This window comes from Sphingomonas pruni NBRC 15498, from assembly GCF_001598455.1.
GTDB classification, from domain to species: domain Bacteria; phylum Pseudomonadota; class Alphaproteobacteria; order Sphingomonadales; family Sphingomonadaceae; genus Sphingomonas; species Sphingomonas pruni.
In genome coordinates this window covers 23,765-50,291 of record NZ_BCYZ01000030.1, presented here as the reverse complement: position 1 = coordinate 50,291, position 26,527 = coordinate 23,765, and the positions used below count along the sequence as shown (strand labels likewise).

Annotated in this window: 25 protein-coding genes, 1 tRNA gene and 1 pseudogene; 12 read left to right on the top strand and 15 right to left on the bottom strand. The window is 63.8% G+C overall.

All coding sequences use genetic code 11. The annotated features are described in order from the left end of the window. Positions 1 to 130: 130 nt before the first annotated feature. Positions 131 to 949, bottom strand: coding sequence for a helix-turn-helix domain-containing protein (locus SPR01S_RS10905; protein WP_066589335.1), 819 nt, complete (start codon positions 947 to 949; stop codon positions 131 to 133). Between the two features lie 93 nt (positions 950 to 1,042). Further along, positions 1,043 to 2,155 carry a succinyl-diaminopimelate desuccinylase gene (gene dapE, locus SPR01S_RS10900; RefSeq protein WP_066589333.1) on the bottom strand — a complete coding sequence of 371 codons (1,113 nt, stop codon included), beginning with the start codon at positions 2,153 to 2,155 and terminating at the stop codon, positions 1,043 to 1,045. A gap of 89 nt (positions 2,156 to 2,244) precedes the next feature. Between dapE and SPR01S_RS10895 the strand changes: the two genes are divergently transcribed. The 5 genes and pseudogenes from SPR01S_RS10895 (at position 2,245) to SPR01S_RS10875 (ending at position 5,560) form a co-directional block, all read left to right on the top strand. Beyond that, entirely contained in the window at positions 2,245 to 2,589 is a 345-nt protein-coding gene (locus tag SPR01S_RS10895) for a hypothetical protein (RefSeq protein WP_066589327.1), read from the top strand. 3 nt (positions 2,590 to 2,592) lie between these two features. Continuing rightward, positions 2,593 to 3,043 (top strand): annotated as a pseudogene (locus SPR01S_RS10890) (cupin domain-containing protein). Further along, the gene (locus SPR01S_RS10885; protein WP_066589324.1) at positions 3,040 to 3,309 is read left to right on the top strand and encodes a hypothetical protein; all 270 of its coding nucleotides are present in this window, start codon (positions 3,040 to 3,042) and stop codon (positions 3,307 to 3,309) included. Before SPR01S_RS10890 ends, SPR01S_RS10885 begins: the two are co-directional and overlap by 4 nt. Before the next feature lie 124 nt (positions 3,310 to 3,433). Continuing rightward, on the top strand, positions 3,434 to 4,537 hold the full coding sequence (locus SPR01S_RS10880) for a DUF47 family protein (protein WP_245661948.1): 1,104 nt from the start codon (positions 3,434 to 3,436) through the stop codon (positions 4,535 to 4,537). Between the two features lie 9 nt (positions 4,538 to 4,546). Beyond that, positions 4,547 to 5,560 (top strand): inorganic phosphate transporter, encoded by a 1,014-nt coding sequence (locus tag SPR01S_RS10875; protein ID WP_066589322.1) that lies wholly within the window; start codon positions 4,547 to 4,549, stop codon positions 5,558 to 5,560. A gap of 13 nt (positions 5,561 to 5,573) precedes the next feature. Here the strand turns inward: SPR01S_RS10875 and SPR01S_RS10870 are convergent, their stop codons facing one another. The 11 genes from SPR01S_RS10870 to rpmH all read right to left on the bottom strand — a co-directional run bounded on the left by SPR01S_RS10870 (position 5,574) and on the right by rpmH (position 17,079). After that, the gene (locus SPR01S_RS10870) at positions 5,574 to 6,005 is read right to left on the bottom strand and encodes a globin domain-containing protein (RefSeq protein WP_066589320.1); all 432 of its coding nucleotides are present in this window, start codon (positions 6,003 to 6,005) and stop codon (positions 5,574 to 5,576) included. 49 nt (positions 6,006 to 6,054) lie between these two features. Next, a complete protein-coding gene (locus SPR01S_RS10865; protein WP_066589317.1) occupies positions 6,055 to 6,726 on the bottom strand; it encodes a glutathione S-transferase family protein in 672 nt (223 codons plus the stop codon). A gap of 276 nt (positions 6,727 to 7,002) precedes the next feature. Beyond that, a complete protein-coding gene (locus SPR01S_RS10860) occupies positions 7,003 to 9,525 on the bottom strand; it encodes an ATP-binding protein (RefSeq protein WP_066589314.1) in 2,523 nt (840 codons plus the stop codon). A gap of 7 nt (positions 9,526 to 9,532) precedes the next feature. After that, positions 9,533 to 11,011 carry an ATPase domain-containing protein gene (locus tag SPR01S_RS10855; RefSeq protein ID WP_066589311.1) on the bottom strand — a complete coding sequence of 493 codons (1,479 nt, stop codon included), beginning with the start codon at positions 11,009 to 11,011 and terminating at the stop codon, positions 9,533 to 9,535. Between the two features lie 330 nt (positions 11,012 to 11,341). Further along, positions 11,342 to 12,472: a zinc-binding dehydrogenase gene (locus tag SPR01S_RS10850; protein ID WP_066589303.1), complete on the bottom strand. Its 1,131-nt coding sequence runs from the start codon at positions 12,470 to 12,472 to the stop codon at positions 11,342 to 11,344. Positions 12,473 to 12,539: 67 nt separating this feature from the next. Beyond that, entirely contained in the window at positions 12,540 to 13,892 is a 1,353-nt protein-coding gene (locus SPR01S_RS10845) for a M28 family metallopeptidase (protein ID WP_066589300.1), read from the bottom strand. Positions 13,893 to 13,945: 53 nt separating this feature from the next. Next, positions 13,946 to 14,584: a ribosome biogenesis GTP-binding protein YihA/YsxC gene (gene yihA, locus SPR01S_RS10840; protein WP_066589297.1), complete on the bottom strand. Its 639-nt coding sequence runs from the start codon at positions 14,582 to 14,584 to the stop codon at positions 13,946 to 13,948. Between the two features lies 1 nt (position 14,585). Then, positions 14,586 to 16,292 carry a membrane protein insertase YidC gene (yidC, locus tag SPR01S_RS10835; RefSeq protein ID WP_084251104.1) on the bottom strand — a complete coding sequence of 569 codons (1,707 nt, stop codon included), beginning with the start codon at positions 16,290 to 16,292 and terminating at the stop codon, positions 14,586 to 14,588. 27 nt (positions 16,293 to 16,319) lie between these two features. Next, entirely contained in the window at positions 16,320 to 16,532 is a 213-nt protein-coding gene (gene yidD / locus SPR01S_RS10830) for a membrane protein insertion efficiency factor YidD (RefSeq protein ID WP_066589294.1), read from the bottom strand. Beyond that, the gene (gene rnpA / locus SPR01S_RS10825) at positions 16,529 to 16,930 is read right to left on the bottom strand and encodes a ribonuclease P protein component (protein WP_245661947.1); all 402 of its coding nucleotides are present in this window, start codon (positions 16,928 to 16,930) and stop codon (positions 16,529 to 16,531) included. The genes yidD and rnpA overlap by 4 nt, the downstream gene beginning before the upstream one ends. Before the next feature lie 14 nt (positions 16,931 to 16,944). Further along, on the bottom strand, positions 16,945 to 17,079 hold the full coding sequence (rpmH, locus tag SPR01S_RS10820; protein WP_066589281.1) for a 50S ribosomal protein L34: 135 nt from the start codon (positions 17,077 to 17,079) through the stop codon (positions 16,945 to 16,947). 229 nt (positions 17,080 to 17,308) lie between these two features. Here rpmH and SPR01S_RS10815 point away from each other — a divergent pair, with 229 nt between their 5' ends. From SPR01S_RS10815 to SPR01S_RS10805, 4 genes are all read left to right on the top strand, one after another. Beyond that, positions 17,309 to 18,817 (top strand): YifB family Mg chelatase-like AAA ATPase, encoded by a 1,509-nt coding sequence (locus SPR01S_RS10815; protein ID WP_066589278.1) that lies wholly within the window; start codon positions 17,309 to 17,311, stop codon positions 18,815 to 18,817. Positions 18,818 to 18,896: 79 nt separating this feature from the next. Further along, positions 18,897 to 19,043, top strand: a complete 147-nt coding sequence (locus tag SPR01S_RS21560; RefSeq protein ID WP_157082156.1) for a hypothetical protein — start codon at positions 18,897 to 18,899, stop codon at positions 19,041 to 19,043. Positions 19,044 to 19,058: 15 nt separating this feature from the next. Beyond that, positions 19,059 to 19,592, top strand: a complete 534-nt coding sequence (locus SPR01S_RS10810; protein WP_066589276.1) for a DUF805 domain-containing protein — start codon at positions 19,059 to 19,061, stop codon at positions 19,590 to 19,592. 62 nt (positions 19,593 to 19,654) lie between these two features. Beyond that, entirely contained in the window at positions 19,655 to 20,188 is a 534-nt protein-coding gene (locus tag SPR01S_RS10805) for a DUF805 domain-containing protein (RefSeq protein WP_245661946.1), read from the top strand. Positions 20,189 to 20,362: 174 nt separating this feature from the next. Here SPR01S_RS10805 and SPR01S_RS10800 read toward each other — a convergent pair whose 3' ends face one another. Next, the gene (locus tag SPR01S_RS10800; protein ID WP_218016741.1) at positions 20,363 to 20,941 is read right to left on the bottom strand and encodes a PilZ domain-containing protein; all 579 of its coding nucleotides are present in this window, start codon (positions 20,939 to 20,941) and stop codon (positions 20,363 to 20,365) included. 651 nt (positions 20,942 to 21,592) lie between these two features. On the opposite strand from SPR01S_RS10800, the gene SPR01S_RS10795 reads away from it, so the two are divergent. Together SPR01S_RS10795 and SPR01S_RS10790 are read left to right on the top strand one after the other, a co-directional pair. Next, positions 21,593 to 21,991, top strand: a complete 399-nt coding sequence (locus SPR01S_RS10795) for a response regulator (protein ID WP_066589264.1) — start codon at positions 21,593 to 21,595, stop codon at positions 21,989 to 21,991. A gap of 113 nt (positions 21,992 to 22,104) precedes the next feature. Further along, positions 22,105 to 24,402: a bifunctional diguanylate cyclase/phosphodiesterase gene (locus SPR01S_RS10790; protein ID WP_157082154.1), complete on the top strand. Its 2,298-nt coding sequence runs from the start codon at positions 22,105 to 22,107 to the stop codon at positions 24,400 to 24,402. A 337-nt stretch (positions 24,403 to 24,739) separates the two neighbouring features. Here SPR01S_RS10790 and SPR01S_RS10785 read toward each other — a convergent pair whose 3' ends face one another. After that, the gene (locus SPR01S_RS10785) at positions 24,740 to 25,936 is read right to left on the bottom strand and encodes a carbohydrate porin (protein WP_169803419.1); all 1,197 of its coding nucleotides are present in this window, start codon (positions 25,934 to 25,936) and stop codon (positions 24,740 to 24,742) included. 477 nt (positions 25,937 to 26,413) lie between these two features. Here SPR01S_RS10785 and SPR01S_RS10780 point away from each other — a divergent pair. Beyond that, a tRNA-Leu gene (locus SPR01S_RS10780) sits at positions 26,414 to 26,498 on the top strand. The last annotated feature ends 29 nt before the right edge of the window (positions 26,499 to 26,527 follow it).

Below are 26,527 nucleotides of genomic sequence, written 5' to 3'. Positions count from 1 at the left end.
GGGGGGGGGGGGGCGGAAGCACGACGGGTAATGTGCCGCCGTCCTCCCCCTCCGTCGCCTTCGGCGCCACCTCCCCCTTGCGGGGGAGGATTGAAATTAGCCTACCCGCGGCCTGTAAAAAATGACCCGCTCAGCCCTGCCGCGCCAGCTCGGCGCACACTGCGGCAGTGTGCTCGTCGGCCGGGAAGGTGCAGTCGATGCGGATTTCGTCCAGCGTCACGTCATGCGGCGCGGCGAAGGTGGTGATCGTCTCGAAGAAGCGCAGCTCGCCGCGCGGGCTGGCGAAGGTGAAGGTCACGATCGGGTCGCCATCTTCGTCGGCGTCGCCGAGCTGCCAACGCTGGGGTACGCCGGGATATGACAACGCGGCATCGAGCAGCGCCCGCGTGCGGCGGTCGGTGGGATTTGCGGCGAGATCGTCGTGCAGGTGCCGCACAAACCGCCGCGCGACCTCGGGCCAGTTGAGAATAACCTGACGGAAGTCGTTGGGATCGAACAATTGGTGGATCAGGTTGCTGTGCGCACTTTGCCAATCTCCGAGCAACAGTTTGTTCATCCGGATCGCCGCCTGATTGACCTCCAGCACTTCCCAATGCCGGCTGATGACGAAAGCGGGATAGGGTTCCTGATGTGCCAGGATCAGGTCGATCGCCCTGCGGACACGATCGAGCGCGGGGGCCGCCAGCGCGCTTTCGGGATGAATCGCGGCATAGCCCGCCGCGCGGAGCAGCGCGTTGCGGTCGCGCAACGGCATGTCGAGCGCGTCGGCGAGGCGCGCGACCATCTCGCGGCTCGCACGCGCCTTGCCGGTCTCGATGCAGCTGAGATGTCGTGTCGAAATGCCAGTATCGAGCGAGAGGTCGAGCTGGCTCATACGCCGCGCACCGCGCCATTCGCGCAGCACTTCGCCGACCGGAGAGAGAAGAGGGGCGACGGATGAACTGGCCACGAATCGTCCTGTATTCAGCGATCTGCGATAGCCTAACCCATGGCGTCGCGCACCACACGCCGCGATTCCGGTCCGGCGGAACGCGGACGCTCTTCAGCTAACCGCGGCGATGATCTCCGCATAGATGTCAACCAAATCGTCCAGGTCCGCGACGGCGACCGCTTCGTCGGTCTTGTGCATTGTCGCGTTGACTAGACCGAATTCGACGGTCGGGCAGAGTTGCGACAGAAAGCGCGCATCGCTGGTGCCGCCGGTGGTCGACAAAGCGGGCAAGACACCCGTGACCTTCTCGATCGCGCGCGTAACCAATGCGGACAATTCGCCTGGCTGGGTGAGGAACGCCTCGCCGGAAATGCGCGCGATCACTTGCGCTTCGGGGGCATGCGCCTTCACCGTCCGCTCGATCAGCGCGACCAAGTCCTCGCCATTCTGCTCGTCGTTGAACCGGATCGACATCCGCGCCGAAGCCTTGGCGGGGATGACGTTTGTCGCCGGATTGCCGACAGTGACATCGGTCACTTCGATGTTCGACGACTGGAACCAATGATTGCCATGGTCGAGCTCGATCGCGTCGATCGCCGCCAGCGCCGCGACCAATTTGGGGATCGGATTGTCGGCGAGATGCGGATAGGCGACATGGCCCTGGCGCCCCGGCACGTCGATCCAGATGTTGACCGACCCGCGCCGCCCGATCTTGATCATGTCGCCCAGCCGCGCGGTCGAGGTCGGCTCTCCGACAAGGCAGTAATCGAGCTTGAGGCCGCGTGCCTCCAGCCGGTCGAGGATCGCCCGCGTGCCATAGATGGCGGGACCTTCCTCATCGCCGGTGATCAACAAGCTGAGCGTCGGACCCTCGATGCGCGCGACGGCAGTCACAAAGGCGGCGATCGCACCCTTCATGTCGACCGCTCCGCGGCCGTAGAGCAGGTCGCCGCGAATCTCCGGCATGAATGCGCCACTCGTCCAACTGTCACCTGGCGGCACCACGTCGAGATGCCCGGCAAAGGCGAAATGCGGGCCCTTGCCGTGGCGGATGGCGATCATGTTCTCGACCGGTCCGTCCGGTTCCTCGCCGACCGTGAAGCGATCGATCTCGAATCCGATCACGCTCAGCGCTTGGGCGAGCACGTCGAACACTTCCCCTTTGGCAGGCGTCACGCTTTCGGCGGCGATCAACGCCTTGGTGAGTTCGACGACGTTCGGCACGGCATTCCCCGGTTTGACTTGATCCGCCTCTTGCCTTGCAACGGCGGGAAGGGAAAGGTCGGCGCGTACGGGGGTGCGGAGAATTGCCAATGCCTATTCTGTTCCTTCTCGCCGCCGCGTCGCTCGCGCCGCAGCAAGCCGATGACGGCGCGGTGGTCGATATCACTCCCGGCCATTGCCTGGCTGCCGCCGACCGGCTCGACGACGCCGTCCGACTGGCGCGGGCGATGCTCGACAGCAAGAGCGCGGCGGGCGGGCCCGATCGCACGCCGACCGAGGCACGTGTTGCGCGGGCGCAAGCAGTCGCCGCGGCGATCCGGACGCGTTACCCCAAGGCCGCCGCGACCGAGGACGATCGCGATGATCTGTCGGGCGGCGACGTGATGCCGTTCGCCGAACAATGCCTGACTGCCAAGCCGCCCAAGGGGAAATAGGACGTGCCGAAGCTCGACCTCGATGCGAGCCCCCAGACCAATGCCACCGGCTACCCGCCCCATCTACGCCGATGTGGTGAAGGAGCGCTGGTATCGTCGCCTCGCCCCGGCCAGCGGCATCACCGATTTCGGCTTCAGTCATGTCACGCTCAAGCCCGGCGCCTGGTCGTCGCAGCGCCATTGGCACGAGGGCGAGGACGAGTTCGTCGTTATTCTGTCGGGCGAGGCGGTGCTGGTCGACAATGACGGCGAACATACGATGCGCGCGGGCGACGTTGCCGCCTTCCCGAAGGGCGACGGCAACGGCCATGTGCTGCAGAACCGCTCCAATGCCGACCGCGTGTTCATCGCGGTCGGCGGCCCCGGGGAGAGCGATCGCCACTACCCCGATATCGACATGCATTTGGCCGGGGAGGTTGGCGAGCAACGGCGAAAAGACGGAAGCGGCTTTTGATCGACTGGCTGCTCGCTCGGCAACGCGGCATTGTCGGGGGCAGCCGCTTCATCGTCTCAGGTTGCGCCTTCGCGCTGATGGGCATCGCTAGCTTGCCGCACAATGCCGTCGACCGGATTGTCGCGATCATCGGCCTGGTGCTGGTGGCGATCGTCTTCGCAGTCTGGCTGACAGTGGTCGTGTTGACCGTCGCGCATCCGCGCCTGTTTGTTCGCCTTCGGGAGCGTCGTGCGCCCGCAGTCACGAAGCAGCCCGAAGAACAATAAGGCGGTCGCGGCTGATGGTTTTATGATGGCGCCGCGCCGTGCCCGATGCTAGCGGAAGGATCGGCCGGTCGTCGCTTGCGGGGCCGCCAATGAGGGAGTTCTGACAATTCGCCAGATCGCGGCTTTGCCGTACCGGACCGAAGGCGCCGCCAACGACGCCCCGATCCGCATCCTGCTCGTCACCTCGCGCGAAAATCGTCGCTGGGTCATTCCCAAGGGCAATCCGTCTTCGGGAGTGCTCGCGCATGCCGCCGCAGCGATCGAGGCCGAGGAGGAAGCGGGCGTGCAGGGGCTCGTCTGCCCGACGCCGCTCGGCACCTATCGCTATCGCAAACGGCAAAAGAACGGCGCGTCGCTGATGATCGACGTCGAGGTCTTTCCGCTGGCGGTCAATCGCGAGCTCAGCGCCTGGAAGGAGCAGGGCGAGCGCGAACGACGCTGGGTCAGCTTGGACGAGGCTGCATCGATGGTCGACGAGCCCGATCTCAGCGACCTCATCCGTTCGTTTGGCCCTTCCGAATTCAAGGCGGCCGCGCGCCGCACCGGCTTTGCCGCCGCTACCAAATCGAGGATCAGTCCCATGTTCGCCTGGTTTCAGCGCCTGTTGCCCAAGACGGGCAATTTCTTCGAGATGTTCGAGGCGCACGCGCAAACCGTCACCGCGGCCGCCGATGCGCTGTCGCGCTTGCTTCAGGACGGCACTGGCGCGGCGTCCGATCATATCCGCGAAGTGATCGAGCGCGAGAATGACGCCGACGAGATCACGCGCTCGGTGCTCAAGACCGTGCGCGAGACCTTCCTGACGCCGTTCGATCGCGGCACCATCACCAGCCTGATCGGGTCGATGGACGATGCGATCGACGAGATGCAGGCCGCCGTGCAGGCGATCGACCTGTACGAAGTCCGCGAGTTCGAACAGGAAATGAAGGACATGGCGGGGATCATCGTCGATGCGGCGCGGTTGACCGCCGAGGCGATGCCGCTGCTGCGCGACGTCGGCCGCAATGCCGGACGGCTGCACGAACTCACCGAGCGCCTGGTCCGGATGGAAGGCCATGCCGACGACATCCATCGTGCCGGGTTGAAGCGCGGTTTCGTCGAATATGGCCGCGACGACACTTTGCGCTTCATCGTCGCGCGCGAAGTGTACAAGCATCTCGAACGGATCGTCGATGCATTCGAGGACGTCGCCAACGAGATCGATGGCATCGTCATCGATCACGCCTGAGCCCAGTCGATGCACGAGCTCGCTTTCCCGCTGCTGGTCGGCCTGATCCTCGTCGCGCTGGCGTTCGACTTTTTGAACGGCCTGCACGACGCGGCCAATTCGATCGCGACGGTGGTGTCGACCAGATTGCTGAAGCCGGTCCATGCCGTGCTCTTTGCCGGCGTGTTCAATTTCGCCGCTTATTTCCTGACCATCACCTTTCCCAGCCTGCATGCCGTCGCCTCGACGATCGGGCAGGGGCTGATCGACAAGAATTTCGTGACGCCGGGCGTGGTCTTCGGCGCCCTGGTCGGGGCGATGTTCTGGAATGTCGTCACGTGGCTGAAGGGCATTCCGTCTTCGTCGAGCCACGCATTGGTCGGTGGGATCATCGGCGCTGGCGTGGCGCATGCCGGTGTTTCCGGGATTCAGTGGACTGGGCTCAACAAGACGCTGATCGCGATCGTGCTGTCGCCCGTGCTCGGCATGATCCTGTCGATGCTGATCATGCTGGTGACGAGTTGGATGTTCTCGCGGGCCAGCAACCAGGGGGCGGAACGCAGCTTCCGTGTGCTCCATATGATCTCGTCGGGCACCTATTCGCTCAGCCACGGCCTCAATGACGCCCAGAAGACGATGGGCATCATCACGGTGCTGCTGTTCTCGACCGGCTATCTGCACGGCAAGTTCGAAGTGCCGCATTGGGTCGCGATCAGTTGCTATATCGCGATGGGCCTGGGGACGCTGATGGGCGGCTGGAAGATCATCGAGACGATGGGTAGCCGCATCACCAAGCTGTCGCAGCATCAGGGCTTCAGCGCCTCGGCCGGCGGCACGATCATGGTGTTCACCGCGTCGCTGCTCGGCATTCCGGTCTCGACCACGCACACGATCACCGGGTGCGTGATCGGCGCCGGCGTCGCCAAGCGTGCGAGCGCGGTGCGCTGGGGGGTGGCGGGCGACGTCGTCGTCGCCTGGATCGTGACCATCCCGGCGTCGGCTGCGGTCGGCGCGGTGTTCTACTTGCTGACGACGTTGTTCTGATCGGTAGCGACCGTCAATCAGGCGCGCGCAATCCACGATAGTCGTTGCTGGCGGCAATCATGACCTCCGCGATCAGCGCGTAAGCCGTCTTCCAAGCCTCCATAGTCGCGCTGTCGATCGCGGGACCGCCATGCACGGTCACCATCCGCATCAGGGCGTCGCCCGCGACCGCATAATGGTGGTCCTCCACTCCGTAATCGACATGCCGCTCGGCCAGTTTGGATAGTCCGGGCAGCATGACGTCCAGCCTGCTAAGTCCTGTGACGATCCTGCCCAGCGCTTCGATCAGATGCCTGCCCTGTTCGACCATGTCGGTCCGGAACAGCGGGCGGGTCTCAGGGGCCAGCTCGAACAGGCGGCTATAGAATAACCGCGCGGCAGCATCGGTGTCGAGCACGATCTGGATGAAACTGTCTCGAACGAGATCGATCTGGTCGGTATCCATTGCCCGACGGTCAGCGCGATAGCGGGCGATGAGGCCGCATGATCCCCATCTACGTATTCGCCGGTGCGTGCTCGAATTTCTCGATCACCCATTCCTCTTCCTGGGCACCGGCGATCCAGTCCTGCATGAAGGGGTGTGTCAGCACGGCCTCGACATAGGCCGCCGCGAAGCGTGCGACAGGCAATTGATAGGTCACGATGCGCGTGCAGACGGGCGCGTACATAATGTCCGCCGCGCCGAATTCGCCGAACAGGAACGGCCCGGTTCCGCCGAACCGGGCGCGGGCCTGCGCCCAGATTTCCATCAGCCGTGTCAGTTCGGCGACGACGTCGTCATCGGGCCGCTTGGGCGGATAGACCTGGCGGATATTCATGCCATGCTTGTTGCGCAGCGCTGGGAACCCCGAATGCATCTCAGCCGCCATCGATCGCGCCATCGCCCGCGCGGCCTCGTCCTTGGGCCAGAACTTCCCGCCGCCGGTCTTGTCGTTGAGGAATTCCACGATCGCCAGACTGTCCCAGACGACGATGTCGCCATCCCACAGGATCGGCACCTTGCCCGACGAGGGCGCGAATTCGTCGCCCTGACGGCGCTTGTCCCAATTGTCGTCGTACAGCGGCACGACGACTTCCTCGAACGGCAGTCCCGATTGCTTGCACGCCAGCCAGCCGCGTAGCGACCAGCTCGAATAGGCCTTGTTGCCGATGATGAGCTTGAGCATGGCCGGGGGATAGAGGCGCGGCTGGGGCGCGGCAAGCGCCGAACGATACGCTAAGCCCGGTGGGCCGAAATCTCGCCCCGAGCATTGATCGCTTCATGATTGCGCACGCCTCGCCGCGCATGATCCATATCGGCTGCGCGGGCAGGAACTACCGGGACTTGAGCGGCGCATTCAATCCGGACGGCCTGCGGGCCTAGGACTGTCTGGCTTTTCATGCCGGGCCATTCGACACTGTCGATTGCGCGATATAAACGGTGGCATTCGCGCCGCTCAGGCTCAGTCGCCGATCACTTCCCGGATCCTGTTGATCAACACGTCCACCGCGAAGGGCTTGGTCACGACGTGCATGCCGCGCTCCAACTGCTTGTTCCCGATGACCGCGTTCTCGGCATAGCCGGTGATGAACAACACTTTGAGGTCGGGCCGTTCGACGCGGGCCGCGTCGGCCAATTGGCGGCCGTTCATTCCGCGGGGAAGTCCGACATCGGTAACCAGCAACTGGATCGCCGGTTGCGCCTGGAGGATTGCCAGGCCCGACGCCCCGTCGCCGGCTTCGATAGCGGTATAGCCAAGATCGTCGAGAGCGTCCGCGATCAGCGCGCGAATGGCGGGCTCGTCATCGACCACCAGCACCGTCCCGCCCGCGGCGGAAGGGACTGGCGGCACACTATGGACGGATTCCGGCTGCACCTCTTCACTAGAGTGCACGCGCGGAAAATACAGGGACATCGTGGTGCCCTGGCCCAGTTCGGAATAGATCCGTACCTGGCCGCCGGACTGGCGCACGAAACCATAGATCATGGACAAGCCGAGACCGGTTCCCTCGCCCAGCGGCTTGGTCGTGTAGAAGGGATCGAACGCGCGTTCGATGGTTTCTGCCGACATGCCCGTTCCGGTGTCGGTCACGGATAGCGACACATATTGGCCGGGCGGCAGATCGCGGTCGCGCGCGCCGGCCTGGTCGAGCCATTTGTTCGCGGTCTCGATCGTGATGCGCCCGCCATCGGGCATCGCGTCGCGCGCATTGATGCACAGGTTGAGCAGGGCGTTTTCGAGCTGGTTGGGATCGATCAACGTCGTCCACAAACCGCCGGCCCCGACCACCTCGATTTCGATCTGAGGGCCGACCGAGCGCCGCAGGAACTCTTCCATATTGGCGATCAGGCGGTTGATGTCGGTGGGCTTGGGGTCGAGCGTCTGGCGCCGCGAAAAGGCGAGCAGGCGGTGCGTGAGCGCCGCGGCGCGCTTCGTCGCGCTGCGCGCCATTTCGACATATTTGTCGATCTCCGCCGTGCGGCCCTGCTTGATGCGCATCTCGATCAGTTCGAGACCGCCCGAAATGCCGGTGAGGAGATTGTTGAAATCGTGCGCCAGCCCGCCGGTCAGCTGGCCGACGGCCTCCATCTTCTGCGCCTGTCGCAGCTGTTCCTGCGCGGCCTCGCTTTCGCGCGTGCGCTCTTCGACCTGACGTTCGAGCGATTCGGCCAATGCGGCGAGCGAGAACTCGGCCTGGCGACGCTCGATCGCGGCCTGGGTACGATCCGCAACGTCGCGGACGAAGGTGATGTCCTCTGTGATCCACGGACGCGGTCCCTTGTCGTTGAGATAGAGCAAGGCGACGAAATTGTTGTGATCGACCAGCGGCATGTTGAGGACCGCGCGGGCATGGATTGCTTCCAGTGCCGCGGCGGTCGGGGCGGTACGCGGGTCCTCGCGGGCATCGGCGATCGCAACCAGTTCGCCGCGCTTCAGATTCTCGATATAGGACCCATAGTCGCGAAAATGCAGCACGCCCGCCAGACTGGTCGTCCCGGCATTATTCCAGTCGCGCTCGATCGTGATCGTTTCAGCCACCGGATCGATGATGCCATAGCCCGCCCGGCTGACGCCAAGCGTCGAACCCAGGATTTCGGCCGCCAGGAACGACATTGCGGCGGGGTCGTCCATCTGCCGTAGGCGGTCCCCCAGCGCGATCAATGCAGCCTGGTAGGTTTCGGTGCGGCGACGCAACGTGATGTCCTGCGAAACACCGACCATCTGCGAGATCCGGCCGCGGTCGTCATACTCCAGCCGTCCATTGACCTGGATCCAATGGAGCGAGCCGTCCCTCCAACGTGCCCGGTATTCGACATCGAGATGTTCGCCGCTCGCCATCGCTCGTTCGGCGGCGGCACGCGCCGGATCGCGATCGTCAGGGTGGATCGCGGCGATAAGTTCATCATACCCGAACGGTTCGTCCGCGGCCCGGCCGTAATGCGCCTTGCATTCTGGGGACGCGTGCAGCGTCTTCGTCTCCAGCTCCATCGTCCACGCGGCGAGCCCGCCGGCGGTCAGCGCGACACGCAATCGCTCCTGTGCCGCGCCGACGTTCTCCAGCTGCGTCCGCGCTTCGTATTGCCGCAATCGTGCGCGCCGCGCCGCGCGGGCGAGGCTGATCAGCGTCGTGGGGTGAAATGGCCGTTCGAGGAACGTGACGTTGCCCAGCGTCTCGAGCAGCCGTACCGCGCCCGGGTTGCGCTCGAGCCCACCGCCGCGCGCGGTCAGGACGATGAACGGAAAGTCGGACCATTCGGCCTGGTCTGCGATGAACCCAGCGAGATCGCGCAGATCGGCGCCGCGCAATGCCTCCTCAGTGACGATCGCGTATCCGGCACCGCCGCGCAGCGTGCGGACGAACGACGGGAGATCAGGGGAGGCGGCGGCGTCGAGACCCGCTTCACGCAGCATGGCTTCCGCCACCATGGCGTCGCGACCATGCGGCGCCAGGACGACGGCCCCTTCGGCGATCGTACGATTCAAGGCCGGGTCACCCTCGCTTCACGTCGAGTAGACCGGCATCGTCGCCGACCATGCTCGGGACGCCGCGGAGTACTCCCTGGAACGCGGTAAGCGGTTCGCCAAGCGTGATCCCTTTTCTATCGATCATAAATTCTCTGATCGTGTCCTCATGGAAGCCTGTCCGCTTCTTAACGACCGAGATCGCGCGACGGACCCGTCCCAGCGCTTCGAAATAGCGCAACAGGATCACCGTATCGGCAAGGTAGGTGACATCGACGGGCGCCTTCATGTCCCCGACCAGGCCATGCTGAGCGACGGTCAGGAAAGTGGTAGTCCCCTGGCGGTTCAAATATTGCAGCAACTCGTGCATGTGCAGGACCAGCGCCTGCTCCTCGGGCATCGCGGCCTGATAGCCGTTAAGGCTGTCGATCACGACCGTACGCGCGCCATGCGTCTCGACGCAGACGCGCACGCGCTCGGAAAACTCCCCGGGGGTCAATTCGGCAGCGTCGATCTGCTCGATCGCCAGCCGTCCGGTATCGACCATCGCCTGAACGTCGATGCCCAACCCCTTCGATCGCTCGAACAACAGTCCGAGTTCCTCGTCGAAAATGAACATGGCCGCGCCTTCGCCGCGGGCGATCGCCGATGCGACGAAGCTGAGCGCGAGCAAGGACTTGCCGGTACCGGCGGGGCCAAGGATCAGGTTGCTCGCGCCGCGGTCGAAACCGCCACCGAGCAAATCGTTGAGGCGAGCATTCTCGATCGCCACGGTTTCGCGCTTGAACTCGAAGCGATGCTCGGCGGAGACCAAGCGGGGAAACACGCGAATGCCGCCGGTATCGATCACGAAGTCGTGATATCCGCCGCGATACCGACGTCCGCGATATTTGAGTACGCGCATGCGTCGGCGCTCAGGTCCGTAACTGGGGGATAATTCCTCCAGACGGATCACCGCATGCGCAACGCTGTGCACGGTCTTGTCCATGACGTCGGCGGTTAGGTCGTCGAGCATCATCACGGTCGCATCGTTGTGCGAAAAATAATGTTTCAGCGCAAGGATTTGGCGGCGATAACGCAGTGAGCTCTGTGCGAGCAGGCGGATTTCGGACAGGCTGTCGAGTACCACCCGCGCCGGCTGCAAGCGTTCGAACACCTCAAAAATCCGCCTCGTCGTCTCACCGAGCTCGAGATCGGATGAGTAGAGCAGGCTTTGCTGCTGTTCGTCGTTGAGCAAGCTTTCGGGCGGGACCAGCTCGAAAACCTCGAAGTTCTCCGGGAAGGTCCAGCCATGCGACGCGGCGCCGTCGCGCAGTTCCTCCTCGGTCTCCGACAAGGTGATGTAGAGTACCTTTTCACCCTGCTCCGCACCGGCCATGAGAAACTGGCTGGCGAGGGTGGTCTTGCCGGTACCCGGGCTGCCCTCGACAAGAAATAACCTGCCCTTAGCTAGGCCGCCGGCAAGGATTTCGTCCAGGCCGGCGACGCCGGTTGCACAATTTCCCATCGAAACTCCATCATTCGCAAAAATCGGACATTAACGGTATCGCGTCCGTTACGAGTTGATATTGCTCAATGCTGGATGGGCGATTTTGATCCCTTCCTATTGGCACTTGCGGGGTCATGCGGCCTCCAGCGAGGACGAGGGATTTTCATTTTATCGATACAGATCAGCTGCTTGGTACAGTTGGTCGGTATTGTGCAGCGGTAGGAGGTTGGGCAGTCGCGCAACAGCGAGCTCCGCGCGACGCCGATCGCGCGCACGAACGGCACGCGCCGTTCACGACGCGCGGCGGTCGATGGATGGACGATGTTGGCCTGCGCCGGTGAGCGGCGATCAGCCGGTCGCAGTCGGGACGATCAGATATTTCTCGCCGGTCTTCTTCGCGCTGTAGGCGAGCAGAATGTCCTTATCGAGCGCTTCCGCGAGCGAGATTTCCGCGGTGTAGTGGCTGGCAAAGGTCGTGCGGATTTCGGCGGCGACGCGCGCGCGCATGCGGCCGACCACCTCGGCGCCGGCCTTCATCAGGAACGGCGTGAGCAGGAAGCCGCCGACGCCCCAGGCAAATCCGACATCGGGGCCGATCAAGGTCGGCCCGAGGTCAAGCCGGCCATAGATATAGACCTGCTTATGGGTATTCGAACCATAGCGGCTATAGCTCGTCGCGTTGCGATTGGCGGCCACTTCCATCGCCGCGAGGATCTGGCCGGCCAGCTTGCCGCCGCCGATCGCGTCGAACGCCAGGGTCGCGCCGGTCTCGGCAAGCGCATCGACCAACTCGTCGCGGAAATTCTCCGATGTCGAATCGACCACATATTTGGCGCCGATATCGTGCAGGATCTTCGCCTGCTCGGCCGAACGGACGATATTCACCAGGCTCACGCCATCGGCGATGCAGATGCGGTTGAGCATCTGGCCGAGATTGGAAGCAGCGGCAGTATGGACCAGGGCGGTATACCCCTCGGCGCGCATCGTCTCGACCATTGCCAGCGCGGTCAGCGGATTGACGAAGGCCGACGCGCCCTCGCGCGCGGTTATGCCGTCGGGGAAGGGCAGCAGGTCGGTCAGCCGCGCCTTGCGATATTGCGTGTACATACCGCCGCCGATCACCGCGACCATCTTGCCGATCAGTTCCTCGGCGCCGTCGCCGGCGGCGATCACCGTGCCGGCGCCTTCATTGCCGACGGGCATCGATTCGTTGAGCCGCGCTCGCACCATCGGCATGCGCTGCTCCGGTATGCTGGCCGTCAGCACGGGACGATCGGCGGTACCGCCTTGTTCGAGCGTGGCGAGGTCGGCCGGGCCGGTCAGCAGGCCCAGGTCGGAAGGATTGATCGGCGCAGCCTCGATCCGGACGATAACCTCCCCGGGTCCAGGCGGTGACAATTCGACCTCGGCCAGCGACAATTCGAGCTTGCCGTCGGACACCAGCGAACGCAGTTCGAGGCCCTTGGTCGATGCGGTCATTCCATCCTCCCAGATTTTTCGATTGTCCGGTATGTAAGCCGGGGCGGGATGGACGCAAGCCCGAACCTCAGGGTTTCGGCCGGCCCTCCGCTTTCCATTCCGGTTTGAAGCCACCGCTCGCAAGCAGGCTGACCGGCGCGACCAGCGAGCGGATCGCGTTGGTCATATAGTCGATGTCGAGATTCTCGACGGTGTCGGTCGGCTGGTGATAGGTCGGCACCACCGCCCAGCCCGAGAAAGTGTGAGCGACGATCCCCTTGAGCGCGAGCGAATAATTGTCCGAGCGTTCGAAGAAATGCTGGTCGGGATAAGGGTCGGCCGCGATCAGCGCGCCCCGGCTCTTCATCATGTCGAACAGGTTGGAGCGTTCGGAGCCGGTCATCATCAGGGATCCCTTGGGCAATTTGGGGTCCTGTGCGCCGATCATCTCGAACTCGATATTGGCGACCAGCTCGCTCAGCGGCACCGGCGGATGTTCGCCGAACCAGGTCGAGCCGAGCCCGCCAATCTCCTCGCTGCCATAAGCGACGAACAGGATGCCGCGCTTCTGCCGCCCCATCGCGGCGAAGGCGCGCGCGAGTTCGATGACGGCAACGGTGCCGGAAGCATCGTCATTGGCGCCGGGCATGACAATGCCGTCCGGCCGCACGCCGAGGTGATCGAGATGCGCCGACAACAGGATCACGCCTGCCTTGGGATCGGTGCCCGGCAGATAGCCGATCGCATTGGTGGTGGTCGCCTTGGTAGTTTCGATCGGAACATGGATCGATATCTCGGCGCCTGCCGCGATACCGGCCAGTGCGTCGGCGGGAATTGTCGCGATCGTCATCGGCGGACGGCGGCTCGGCGTGCCCTCGATCGTCGTCGGCAAGGACGGCTTGCCGCCGATCATGGCCAGGAATTTGCGGCTGGCATCGCTCTCGGCGGTCAGCAGCAATTTGATCCCTTTGCCGCGCAGCTTGCGGGCGAAAGCCATCAGATCGTCGGCCGGTCCGGTATAGACGATCACGTCGGCCGCGGGAATGTCGCCATCGGGGCGCGTCACGATAACTGCCTTGCCGCCCGCGGCCCCTCCGCCCGTCAGCAACAGGTTGACACCCGCCACCAGCTTGCCGTCGACGGTCAGGACCGGCGGGCCGGCGATCGCGCGGCGGGTCAGCGGCGCGGTCTGGAGATAGGACTCCATTCCGGGCGCCCGGCGCAATCCGCAATCGCGAAACAACGAAGCGACATAGCCGGCGGCGATCGCCTCGTCGGCGGTAGCGCTGCCGCGTCCGCGCAAGCCAGGCCCGGCGAGCAATGTCTCTTCGGCGAGGACTCGATCGCGGTTGATCGTCGGCGGCGCCTTGTCGCGCGATGCGGCAGGAACCGCCGGCAACAAGGCGAGCGCCAGCGCCGCGACCAGACTGATATTTTTCATTGATGCTCCCCGGATCGGTTTGCGCGATCCTTAGGAAGGCCGGCGCGGGAAAGCTAGCCGAGCGCCTCGATCACCGCGGCGCGCAATTCGGGCATGCCGAGCCCGGTCTCGCTCGAGGTAGACAGGATGTCGGGGTGTGCGGCGGGGCGCTTGCGCGCTTCCTCGGCGGTTTCGGCGGACACCTTTTCCAGCTCGGTCGGCTTGATCTTGTCGGCCTTGGTCAGGACTAAGCGATAGCTCACCGCCGCCTTGTCGAGCATGTCCATTATCTCGCGATCGACATCCTTGATGCCATGCCGCGCGTCGATCAGCACCAAGGCACGCTTGAGCGCCTGGCGCCCGCGCAGGAAGTCGTTGACCAGATACCGCCACTTCCTGACGACATCCTTGGGCGCCTTGGCGAAGCCATAGCCGGGCATGTCGACCAGCCGGAAGGCGAGGGGCTCGCCCACGTCGAAGAAGTTGAGCTCCTGCGTCCGGCCCGGCGTGTTCGATGTACGCGCCAGCGCGTTGCGGTTGGTCAGCTTGTTGAGCAGCGACGACTTGCCGACGTTCGACCGGCCGGCGAACGCGATTTCGGGCACCACCGGATCGGGCAGATGTTCGAGCGCCGGGGCGGATTTGAGAAACGCGACCGGGCCGGCGAAAATCTTGCGCGCCGCCTCGATCGCGTCCTCGTCGAACTCGCTCACGTTACTTGACCACCGCTTGCTTGAGCGCGGGGTGCCGCGCGTAGAGCACGCGCTGCTGCAGCACGGTCAACAGGTTGCTGGTGATCCAGTAGACCTGAAGGCCGACCGCGAACGGCGCCATCACGAACATCAGCACCCAGGGCATCAGCGCGAAGACCTGCTTCTGGGCATCGTCCATCGGTTGCGGGTTCATCTTGAACTGCAGCCACATCGAGATGCCGAGCAGGATCGGCACCACGCCGATCGCGATCATGTGCGGCGGGGTGAAGTTCAACAGGCCGAACAGGTTGAGCGGCGTCAGCGGATCGGGCGCAGACAGATCCTTGATCCAGGCGACGAACGGCTGGTGCCGCATTTCGATCGTCAGCATCAGCACCTTGTAGAGCGAATACATGATCGGGATCTGGAGGAAGGTCGGCAGACAGCCGGCGAGCGGATTGACGCCCTCCGCCTTGTACAGCGCCATCACTTCCTGCTGCTGGCGCTGCTTGTCGTCCTTATGCTTTTCCTGCAGCGCCTTCATCTTCGGCTGAATCGCGCGCATCTGCGCCATCGAGGCGAACTGGCGTTGCGCGATCGGGAAGATCAGCAGACGGATCGTCACGGTCAACAGCATGATCGCCACGCCGAAATTGCCGACCATCCGGAACAGCCAGTCGAGATAATAGAAGATCGGCTTTTCGATGATGCGGAACCAGCCCCAGTCGAGCGCATAGTCGAGCTTACTGACGCCGTCCTTGTCGGTATAATGGTCGAGCAGCCGCACTTCCTTCGCGCCGGCGAAGAAGCGGCTGGTCTGGGTCAGGCGCTGGCCCGGCGCCAAATCTTTGGCGATGCGCGAATAATCGGCCTGATAACCGCCCTTGCCGGTCGACTGGAACTCGCCGGCAAAGCCCGCCGCCTGATCGGGAATCAAGGCGGTCAGCCAATATTTGTCGGTGAAGCCCAGCCAGCCGCCGGTGGACGAGAATTTTTGCGCCCCCTTGTCGACGTCCTTCCAATTGACGTCGTAATCGGCGGTGCCGTTGTGGACCGACATCGGGCCAACCTGGATCGACCAGGTGTCGAGGTCCTTCGACGCCTCGGCACGATTGACCAGGCCGTAAGGCGCGACCTTGATCGGCTGCGCCGCGCCATTGGCTACCGTCTGGCGGACGGTGAACATGTAATCCTTGTCGACCGCGAGATCGATTTCGAAACGCTGGCCCTGTCCGTTGCTGGTAGTCAGCGTGACCGGCTTGCCGGGGGCGAGGACGCTGCCGCTCGCAGCCCAGACGGTGTCGGGCGAGGGCGGCTTGATGCCGGTGTCCTGCCAGCCGAACTCGGCGAAATAGGCGCCGGACGTGCCAGCCGGGGACAACAGCCGGATCGGCGGCGAATTCTTGTCGACCGTATCCTTATACTGGGTCAGCAGCAGATCGTCGATCCGCGCGCCCTTGAGGTTGATCGAGCCCTTGAGCGTCGGCGTATCGATCGCAACGCGCTGCGCCGCGGTTTCGCCGAGCACGACCTTGGTGTCGCGAATCGCGCCGGAGCTGGCGGCGGTTGGCGCGCCTGGAGTTGGCTGAACTTGGGTCTTGCCACCCTGGATCTTGGTGACCGGCGGATTGGCCGGCGGCATGATCCGGTTCATGACCAGCGGCCACGCGAACAGCAGCAGTACCGCGAGTACCGCGAACATGATGAAATTGCGATTGTCGTTGTTCACGCGATCAGGAACCTTCGATCAGAAAAATCAGGGAACGGGATCGGGCCCGTACCCGCCCCAGGGATGGCACCGGGCGATGCGCTTTACCGCCAGCCACCCACCCTTCAGCGCGCCATAGCGGCGAAGCGCGGTGATTGCATAGGCCGAACACGAAGGCTGATAGCGACAGGTCGGCGGCATCACCGCCGACGGACCGATCTGCCACAGGCGAACCAACGCGATCAGGATTTTCGCGATCATCGGGAAACCTTCGCCAACGCCTTGGCGAGATCGGCCTTCAGCAGCGCGAAGTCGCGGGTCAGCCCGTCGGCGCGTCCGATCAGCACATGATCCGCGCCGGCCACGCCGTTGACCGGCAGGATATCGTGCGCGAGCGCCCGGAAACGCCGTTTGATGCGGTTGCGGACCACCGCGTTGCCGATCTTCTTGGTGACGGTATAGCCGATGCGCATCGCCGGATCGCCATCGTCGCGGCGGCGGACCAGCAGGACGAAGGCAGGCATCGGCGCGCGTCTGCCGCTGTTGGCGGCCAGGAAGTCACGACGCTTGGTCAGCGTGATGACGCTCTGCGCAACCGGCGCCGAAACGGCACCAGCCCGCGTCCCGGAAGGGAGCGGGCTGGCGAAATCCTGCGGCAAAGCAGGGTCGGGTGTTACGCCGACAGCTTCTTGCGGCCGCGATTGCGACGCGCACGGATCACATTGCGTCCGCCCACCGTCGCCATCCGCGCGCGGAAGCCGTGCCGGCGCGCACGCACCAGGTTGCTCGGCTGAAAAGTCCGCTTCATCGTTCATTCCCTGTACGTCGAAATTGAAAAGGGCCGCCACAGGGACGGCCTTGTGGGGTGGGCGCTTAAGCGAGAGCGCGGCCGAAGTCAACGCGGAACGGTCAGCCGGCATGGCGCGGAGATGGGAACGGTGTCTTGGCGATACAAGACACGTGAGATGGCGCCAAAATGGCGATAATCCCAATCGCGCCGGCGGGATAGCAGGCTAAGCAGGGGCAAGGGAGCCTGCATGACCACCATCGTTTCGACCGTCGCCTATCTCGGACTGGAAGCACGCGCGGTCGAAGTGCAGGTGCAGCTGATTCCCGGGCTACCCAAGTTCATCGTCGTCGGACTGGCCGACAAAGCGGTGGCGGAAAGTCGTGAGCGGGTGCGCGGAGCGATCGCGGCGATGGGATTGTCGATGCCGCCCAAGCATATCGTCGTGAACCTGTCGCCGGCCGATTTGCCCAAGGAGGGGACGCATTTCGACTTGCCGATCGCGCTCGGCCTGCTCGGGGCGATGGGGGTGGTCGATGCCGAGACGCTGAGCGAATTGGTCGTGGTCGGCGAACTCGGGCTGAACGGCCGTATCGCGCCGTCGCCGGGCGTCCTGCTCGCCGCGCTCCATGCGTCGAGCGAGGGCAAGGGGCTGGTCTGCCCGGCGGCGCAGGGCGCGGAAGCGGCCTGGGCGGGATCGATCGACGTAATCGCCGCGCCCGACCTGATCGGCCTGCTCAATCACCTCAAGGGCAATCAGCTGATCGGCCCGCCGCAACCCGGCGAGGCTGCGGAACCGACCGCCGGCCCCGATCTGCGGCAAGTCAAAGGGCAGGAAACCGCCAAGCGCGCGCTCGAAATCGCCGCGGCGGGTGCGCACAATCTATTGATGATTGGCCCGCCGGGCGCGGGCAAGTCACTGATGGCCTCGTGCCTGCCGGGCATCCTGCCGCCGCTCGACCCCGCCGAGGCACTCGAAGTGTCGATGGTCCAATCGGTTGCCGGCACGCTCGACGGCGGACGGATTACGCGGACCCGGCCTTATCGCGCCCCGCATCATTCGGCGTCGATGGCCGCTCTGGTCGGCGGCGGGCTCAAGGTGCGGCCGGGCGAAGTCAGCATGGCGCATCTCGGCGTGCTGTTCCTCGACGAACTGCCCGAATTCCAACGCGTCGTACTCGATTCGCTGCGCCAGCCGCTCGAGACCGGGACGGTCAGCGTCGCGCGGGCCAATGCGCACGTGACCTTTCCGGCGCGTGTGCAACTGATCGCGGCGATGAATCCGTGCCGGTGCGGGCATCTCGGCGATGCGTCGCTCGCCTGCGCCCGCGCGCCCAGATGCGCCGCCGACTACCAGGCCAAGGTGTCGGGGCCGCTGCTCGATCGCATCGACTTGCACGTCGAGGTCCAATCGGTCAGCGCCGCCGATCTCGTTCTGCCGCCGCCGGCCGAGGGATCGGCGGAGGTCGCGCGGCGCGTGATGGCGGCGCGGCAAGTCCAGACGCAGCGTTATGCCGGCGAAGCCGCCCGCACCAATGCCGAGGCCGATGGCGATTTGCTCGAGGCAGTGGCGACGCCTGACGATGCCGGGCGCACCTTGCTGGCCCAGGCGTCCGAGGCAATGCGGCTGTCGGCGCGCGGCTATACGCGCGTGCTCAGGGTCGCGCGGACGATCGCCGACCTCGCAGGCGCGCCCGATGTCGGGCGGGTCCATGTGGCGGAGGCGCTGAGCTATCGCCGTCGGGCGCCGTCCAGCTGAGGGACAGCGCCGCGGCTATTGAGTTGTATTCGCCCCGGAAAGCCGTCAGGCTGCTCTCGCGACTCGGGGGAGCATCTCGATGACGGGATGGATGGCGCCGGATTTGGCGCTGCATATCTGCCGCATTTCAGGACCCGCTGCGGTCAATGGGCGCCCGTCGGTGATGTTCACCGACGAGGATGCCGCAGCATCGGCCTGGCCAGTGCGCATTCTCGCGAGACGATAACAACGGGAGAGTTCGATGGAATGGATGTTGTTGCCGCTCAAGCGCTATGCCGATTTCCAGGGCCGGTCCCGCCGGATGGAATTCTGGATGTGGGTTCTGTTCACGATCATCGTGGCGATCGTCCTGGCAATCATCGACGGCATGCTGGGCTTGCGGTTGGGGCCGAGTTCGTCGACCTATTACTCCTCCGGCGGAGCCGCCGGGTTTTCGACATTCTCGAGCATGGGCATTCTCGGGATTATATGGTCGCTGGCGACGCTGGTGCCCAACATCGCGGTCGCGGTGCGCCGCTTGCATGACACCAATCGTACCGGCTGGTGGCTGCTCCTGCCGGTAATTCCTTACGTCATCGGCTTATTCATCATGCTGGGCGCCGCCGTTGGCCAGAATCTCGGCATGGTCGCGATTGGCGGGATATTCACCCTCATCGGATTGATCTGCGCGATCGTACTGCTGGTCTTCTATTGCCTGCCGGGCACGCCCGGTCCGAACCGCTTCGGACCCGATCCCATGGGCAGCACCGGCGATCTGGCGCAGACCTTCCGGTAAGCACCGCTGCGCTGACCGGCGGAGACGAGAACAGGGGGAGAGTTTACATGGAATGGATGTTCATGCCGCTCAAGCGCTATGCCGAATTTTCGGGACGCTCCCGGCGGCAGGAATTCTGGATGTTCATGCTGCTCCAATTCCTGATCTGGATGGTGGCGGTTATCGCCATGATGGCGATGGGATTCGGTGTGATGAGCATGGCGGGGGTAAACCCCGACGGCACGCCTCGCCTTGGCGGCGTGGCGGGGCTGTTTGCCTCGATGGGCATTTTCTTCGTCATCTTCGGGCTCATCTGGCTAGCGCTTTTCATCCCGACGATCGCCGTCTCGGTACGGCGGCTGCACGATACCGATCGCACCGGATTTTGGCTGCTTGTACCGCCGGCAATCTATGTCGTGGCAATTGCCGTGATGCTTGCTGGTGCGGCCAATCAGAGTGGCACGACGGCGGCGATAGCCATTGTCCTGTCGCTGCTGCAGTGGGTGGCGTCCATCGTCTTGCTCGTTTTCTACTGCCTGCCGGGGACCAATGGACCGAACAAATATGGTCCGGATCCCTTGGGCGGTGTCGGCAATCTGTCGCAGACCTTCCAATAAGTTGCGCGGCGGCTTGTCCGGACGATATCGTTCGTCCGGGCAGGCCGCCACCGCAGCATCGTTACGCGAAAAGGGCAGAGGGGACGGGCGCCCCCTCGGCAGCGGCGACCTCGCGACCTAAATTGCGCGGCGCTCGAACCCGGACACTCTCGACGGTATCTGCCGGCTGGTGGATTACGGCAAATCCCCGGAAGCACCGGGCAGGGCGCGGGCGACGGCGGTAAGCGGAGCGGAGAAAACGTCCCGCACCATGCTCGACGCGAACAAGGCTGCCGCCAGACTGGCCACCCCAAGCACGGCATATTGGAACATCGAGCTCCTATGCCTGCTCTGCTCCGCCACATTGACCAGGCTGTCCTCGCGCGGCTGCCTGCGTCTTTCCGTGCTCGTTGGTTCGAATGGCCCTTCTTTCGCTGCGCCGCTTTGGCCAAGCAGAGCTGGTATGTCGATCCGGTCCTGGCTTCTCAGGCCGAACGCATTGCCATGCTGCCAGACCACTCGGGCGACGATCACGGCAGACCCACGGCGCAGTTCGGCATATTGGCCGATCGCCGGCGGCGTGGCGGATAAGGCGCCGATACCGCGGCAGGAGATGTTGCGAACACGCACGTCATGCCAGCCATCGTCTTGGCGTATGCGGCAGATCAAATTGACCGACAGCCTGGTTTCGCGCCGTTTCTGCACGAATTCAGCGCGCTCGCGCTTGACGCATGCGAGGTGTGCGCCGTTCACATGGATGGGGCGCGCCGTCACGACCATCGCTTGCAAACTGCACGTGACGCACCGTCTTCGAGCAGGGCGCGTGGTGTAAAAGCATTGCTCTTCCCAATCGGGCTTATGTCGAAGCGGGGCAGACCGTACGAACAGAGTTGGAACTGCCGCCAGTGACTTGCCTAGTCCCGAGCTGGGTCGAGCCGTATTCCGGAAAACCGCGTAGGCTCCGAATTGCAAAGCGGAAACTATCCCAGGTTGGGTTGCACGCAAACGCTGAGGCACCGGCGGGTCCCCCTGAGTGGAGGACTGCGCTGACGGCGCCGGCGATAGCCGCCAATGCTGACCTCGCTAGCCGGGTGAACACGCCCGTATAACTACGGACCCCCTGTTGCACGATTTGAACAAGGCCAGCACGCCAAGACCGAACGATCTTGCTGGGAGAGAAAAGTGTTCGGATTTTCCATCGTTTATCTGCCGACCGGAGCAGTGCGGATGGTTTGCCTGCGCGGTGGCGGATGGCCGGATCCGAGGAAGTCGCCGTGAGTGTCCTCCGATCGTTCCCGCAGAGGCGACATGGCCGCGCTCTCCGACGCGAAGACTGTCGTGACGGCGGTCAAGAACGGTCGGAGACCGGATCATTTGCCGCCAGCCTGCTCATCACCATGCGGTGCCACTTGAGGAGCAACCTTCGTGTTCAATGTACTGGTTATTGACGACTCCCTCACCGTCCGCGCGATCATCGAGCAGTTGCTGGAGGGTGAGAGGGACCTGCGTGTGGTAGGATCCGCGGACAGCGTGGCCGCGGCACGGGAAATGATCGAGAAGCTCGTGCCCAGCGTCATCACACTCGATCTCGCTATGCCCGGCGTCGATGGCCTGACTTTCCTGGATGAGTTGGCCGGCCATCCGCACGCCCCGGTCCTCGTCGTGTCGTCGCGCACCACGTGGGGATCGGCGAGCGAAACGGAGGCCATCGAACATGGCGCCAAAGCGTGCTTCGACAAGGCGCATTTGCTCCACCACGGAAAGACTTTCACCGCGTTGGTCAGGAAAACCGTAGGCGACACAGCATCGGACGGCCGTTTTTAGCGCACCGCCCGGCAAACGTGTCGGGACTCGTTCGACGCCTCGATGACCTAGGCCGCCAAGTGTTTATCTTTTCGCTACTATCTTTGTGTCACGTATCGCGGGAGGAGTATCTCTTGCGTTCCAGAATATCCAAGACCGGAAATCGTTTCGGTGCCAGATATATTGGCACCGTTGTTATGCCTGTCCTCGTGATGGCACTCTGTCTCACGATCTTCGCTTTCTCCGCATTGCGATCGGCGGCGCAGCAGGCGGATCGCGTCGCCGCCGACAAACAGGCGCAGGAAGTCGGTGTCGCCGTCAACGGGGCACTGGACGAATTGGCCCAGAGCCAGAGCGGAGTCGCGATTTGGGATCCGGCAGTCAGCGAATTGCGTAAACCGAAACCCGACTGGAACTGGTTCGACAACAATGTCGGGACATGGCTCAATTTCGTCTACGCGCACGATGCGGATTTCGTTCTCCAGGCTGACGACGGGCCCGTTTACGGCATGGTCAACGGCCAGCGCGTTTCGCCGACGGCCTTTTTCCGGATAGCGTCAGCTGCCCGCCCGTTGGTCGATGCGGCGCGGGGCCGAAGCACCCGCCCGCCTAATCCGCACGAACGCCTGCCCGGATTTCCCGCCAATCCCGGGTCGACCGCACGAACCTCGCCGAGCGCGATTCATGCGACCGACTTCGCAACGATCGCGGGACGTCCTGCCGTAATCAGTGTCATGCGGATGATCCCCGACACGCCAAAGGTGAAGCCCATGCCGGGCAAGGAGCCGCTCCTCGTCAGCATCCGTTACCTTGGCTCTCGCTTCGCAGGCGGTTTGGCCAAGACGCAGTTCCTGTCCGGCGCCCGCGCGGTGCGGCAATTAACGCCGACACCCGGCGCGCAAGCTTTCCCATTGGACTCGAGCCGCGGAGAGCGCGTTGGGTATATAGTTTGGCAGGCCGACCAGCCTGGCCGAGCGGTGTGGCGGGCGATGGCGCCCAGCGCGGGTCTCGCCGTGGGAGGTTTGTTGGCAGCGCTTGTCGCGCTCATGATCGGCGTCGCCAAGCTGCTGCGTCGCGACGCCCGGTCGCTCGAGCAGTTGGAAGCCGCTCACCTGGAACTCAAGGCCAGAGAGGCCCAGGCGCATCATCTCGCCTATCACGACACGCTGACCGGCTTGCCGAACCGCGCCTTCTTCGGTTCGGTGGTCGACCAGATGGTCGCCGCATCGCATGGGCAGGACCCCTGGGCCGTTCTCCTTGTCGACCTCGACCGGTTCAAGCAGGTCAACGACACGCTGGGACATCTCGGCGGCGACATGCTCATCCAGCAGGTCGCCCAGCGACTCAAATCTCTTTGCAGTTCCGCTGACATCGTTGCGCGGATCGGCGGTGACGAATTCGCCATCCTTCTGGCCGCGCGTGGATCGCGCGACGAGATTGCGTCGATCGCCGACGCGATGATCGCAGCACTTCGTCAACCGTTCGAGATACTCGGCACTCACGTGTTCATCGGTGCAAGCATCGGTATTGCTTGCTACCCCTCACGCGGCGGCGACCGCTCCGAACTGATGCGCATGGCGGACATCGCAATGTACCGTGCCAAGGCCGAGGGTCGCGACGACTTCCGCTTTTTCACCGAAGACATGGATGAGAGCGTCAAGTTTCGGCGGGAGATCGAGCAGGATCTGCGCGAGGCGATCACGCACAAGCGCGATCTTCACGTGCATTATCAACCGCAAATGGACGCGTCCGGCGCCACCGTGATCGGCTTTGAGGCTCTGCTCAGATGGGACCATCCCGAGCGCGGTCCGCTCTCGCCGCAAGTGTTTGTCCCCGTTGCCGAGGATACGGGCTTGATCCGTGAGCTCGGTTTATGGGTGTTGAAAGAGGCTTGCGGCGTCGCCCGGGCGTGGCCGACTCTTTCGATCGCGGTCAATCTCTCGCCAGTTCAGTTCCGCATGCGGGACTTCGTCGAGGAGGTCACGGCGATTGTCCGGCAATCTGGCGCCAGCCCGGCGCAGATCGAACTCGAGGTCACGGAGAGCGTCCTTCTCGACGACGACGAGGTGGTCCGCTCCGCCCTGCGCGATCTGCGGGGAGCCGGTTTCCGCATCGCGCTGGACGATTTCGGCACCGGCTATTCGAGCCTGAGCTATCTCAACAAGTTCGAGGTCGACAAGATCAAGATCGACAGGAGCTTCACGAGCCGGATTGGTGAAACGGCCGATGCCGCGGCCATCATATACGCGGTGGTCCGGCTCGGCCACGCAATGGGTTTGTCGGTGACCGCCGAAGGCGTCGAAACGGCAGAGCAAAAGGCGTTTCTCGAGATCGCCGGGTGCAACGAGCTGCAGGGCTTTTTATTCTCCCCGGCGGTAACGCCGGAAGCACTCGACGACTTCATGCGAACCCATCGCCGGGCGGCTGCCTAGAGAGCGTGATGACATGAGTTTGACCGGCCGTGATTGCCGGGGCGTGTTCGCTGGCAAGGACCGCGACGCAGACCAGGGCGCGCGCCAAGGCAACCGCACAGCGGCGGGCGCCTTTTGGCGCAGCGCAGCGTCTCTCGTTGGTCACGATGCATTATGCATCGCTTCCTTCTCGTTCCTCGCCTTGCGCCAAAATCCGCTCCGTCATGGCGGGTCAAACTCATGTCATCACGCCCTAAATCAGTAGCTGGAGACGATCAGCGCGCTCGGCTCGCCTTGTGCTTCGAGGGTAGCCGGACCGATAGGTCGAGCGGGTAATCACATGTCGACGATGGGACGATCAGAGGCTGCCGGACAGCCTGACGCCACCGACCAATACCGCTCGGCGATCCATCACAAAGGCGGCAGGATCGGTTGGGTCGACGATCAACTGTAAATTCGGTTGTATCTTGATGCGCTTGGGCAGGGCCGCGCTATAGCTGAACTCCACCACCTTCTCGCCGCTCCTCGAGATTGCAGGGCCGAGGTGGGGCGATAGTCGCGCGTTGGCGAATGCAAGCCCCACGGTGTCGTCGGGGCGGGACTTGAATGGCGCGGAAAGAACGGCACCAAAATCCAGATAGATCGGAACCGGGTTGCGATCGTCCGGCGATACGGTTGCCCTGACAAAAACGCTCAATTGTCTTTTGGCATCGGCCGCGCAAGCTATGCGCCAATCGGCAATGCCATAGATTGACCAGTTCGGCGCGGCGCGTTTCGGCGTGGCGCCAAACACGCCAAATCGGTTGAAGTGAAGCCATCCGCCGAGTTTAATGGTGGCCGCGCCTCCCACCTTGCGGTCGGCCTCGACGATGACAAATGGCTTTCCGGCCAGGTTGAACGCGCCGAAGCCATGACCGTCGTGGCGTTGCGGATCGGCGGTATCCATTCCCGCCGGCTTGCCGGCAAAGACCGCTGCCGACAGGCTCCAGTTGTGGGACGGATGGAGCTTGATCATGCCGCCCGGTGAGGCGAGCGGCCAGGAGGGGCCTCCTTGCGGCAGATCGGACGCGAAGCTGGCGGGCCAGCCGAACGATGCGTTGATAAAGAAACTTGCCGTATCGCTGACTGCGAAGTCCTGGGAAGCGGGGAACTTCCCGATCCGGAATCGTCCGGCGCTGCCGAGCCCGAACTCGACCCATAACTGGTTAAGGCGCAGGGCCGGCTCCGCCTCGATGCCGCTCGCCGCCGCGAGATTGTCGATGCGGTTTGCCGAAAGGCCGGTCCCGAATATGTCGATCACGCTCACATGCGCCTTGGCCGATCGTATTCCGATCAAACGTTGCAGATCGGCATCGGCCAATATCGCGATCCGCCCTAACGCCGCCGACCCGCTGTGCCCGCTGCCTCCAGCCGCGATATTCAGGTCGGCGGCATAGGTTGCCGTGACTGAGACCGGAGGGCCGGGGGCGGGCATCGTCGCCACCGGATCGTTTTGCGCCGGCATATCTTGGCCGAAACAATGGGTCGCAGGGAATATGGGCAGACACAGGATCAAGCCGGCCAGCTTCCGCGCGCCTCGCTGTGTCGAGCGGCGCTCAGGACACGCTGCAAAGCGATCGGCGGCGTCTCGACATTGTATCGTACGTTTGCACATCGCGCGTCCTTGAATAACAATTCGGACTGCTCGATCACGCCTACCATCCCCGCGCACCACTGCCTATTCGTCCTGACAGTTGCCTGCCGCGCCATTCCGCTTCCTTCGCGCTCGGTAGCCGCATTAGTCTCCCAAAAACCCAGGTGAGATGTGCGGCTTAACCGGTGGCGGCAGGGAATGATGGGCGCCGCACTGGCACATACTCTGGAGATCGCCGCCTTTTCAGAGACCGACTTCAATGGGCTGCTCCCCGACGATGCAATTTCGACATCGGACGGGCTCGTCAGAAACAGCTGAATACGGTCTGGAAATCCCCAAAACGCTCGCTTATAGACGCCCGATCGTCGATCAACGGGCCCTGATGTGCCTCTTCGACACGCGGGCGTGGTGGAACTGGTAGACGCGCCGGACTCAAAATCCGGTTCCGAAAGGAGTGTGGGTTCGATTCCCACCGCCCGCACCATCTTCAAGCTGAAGAAGTTTGCATAATCC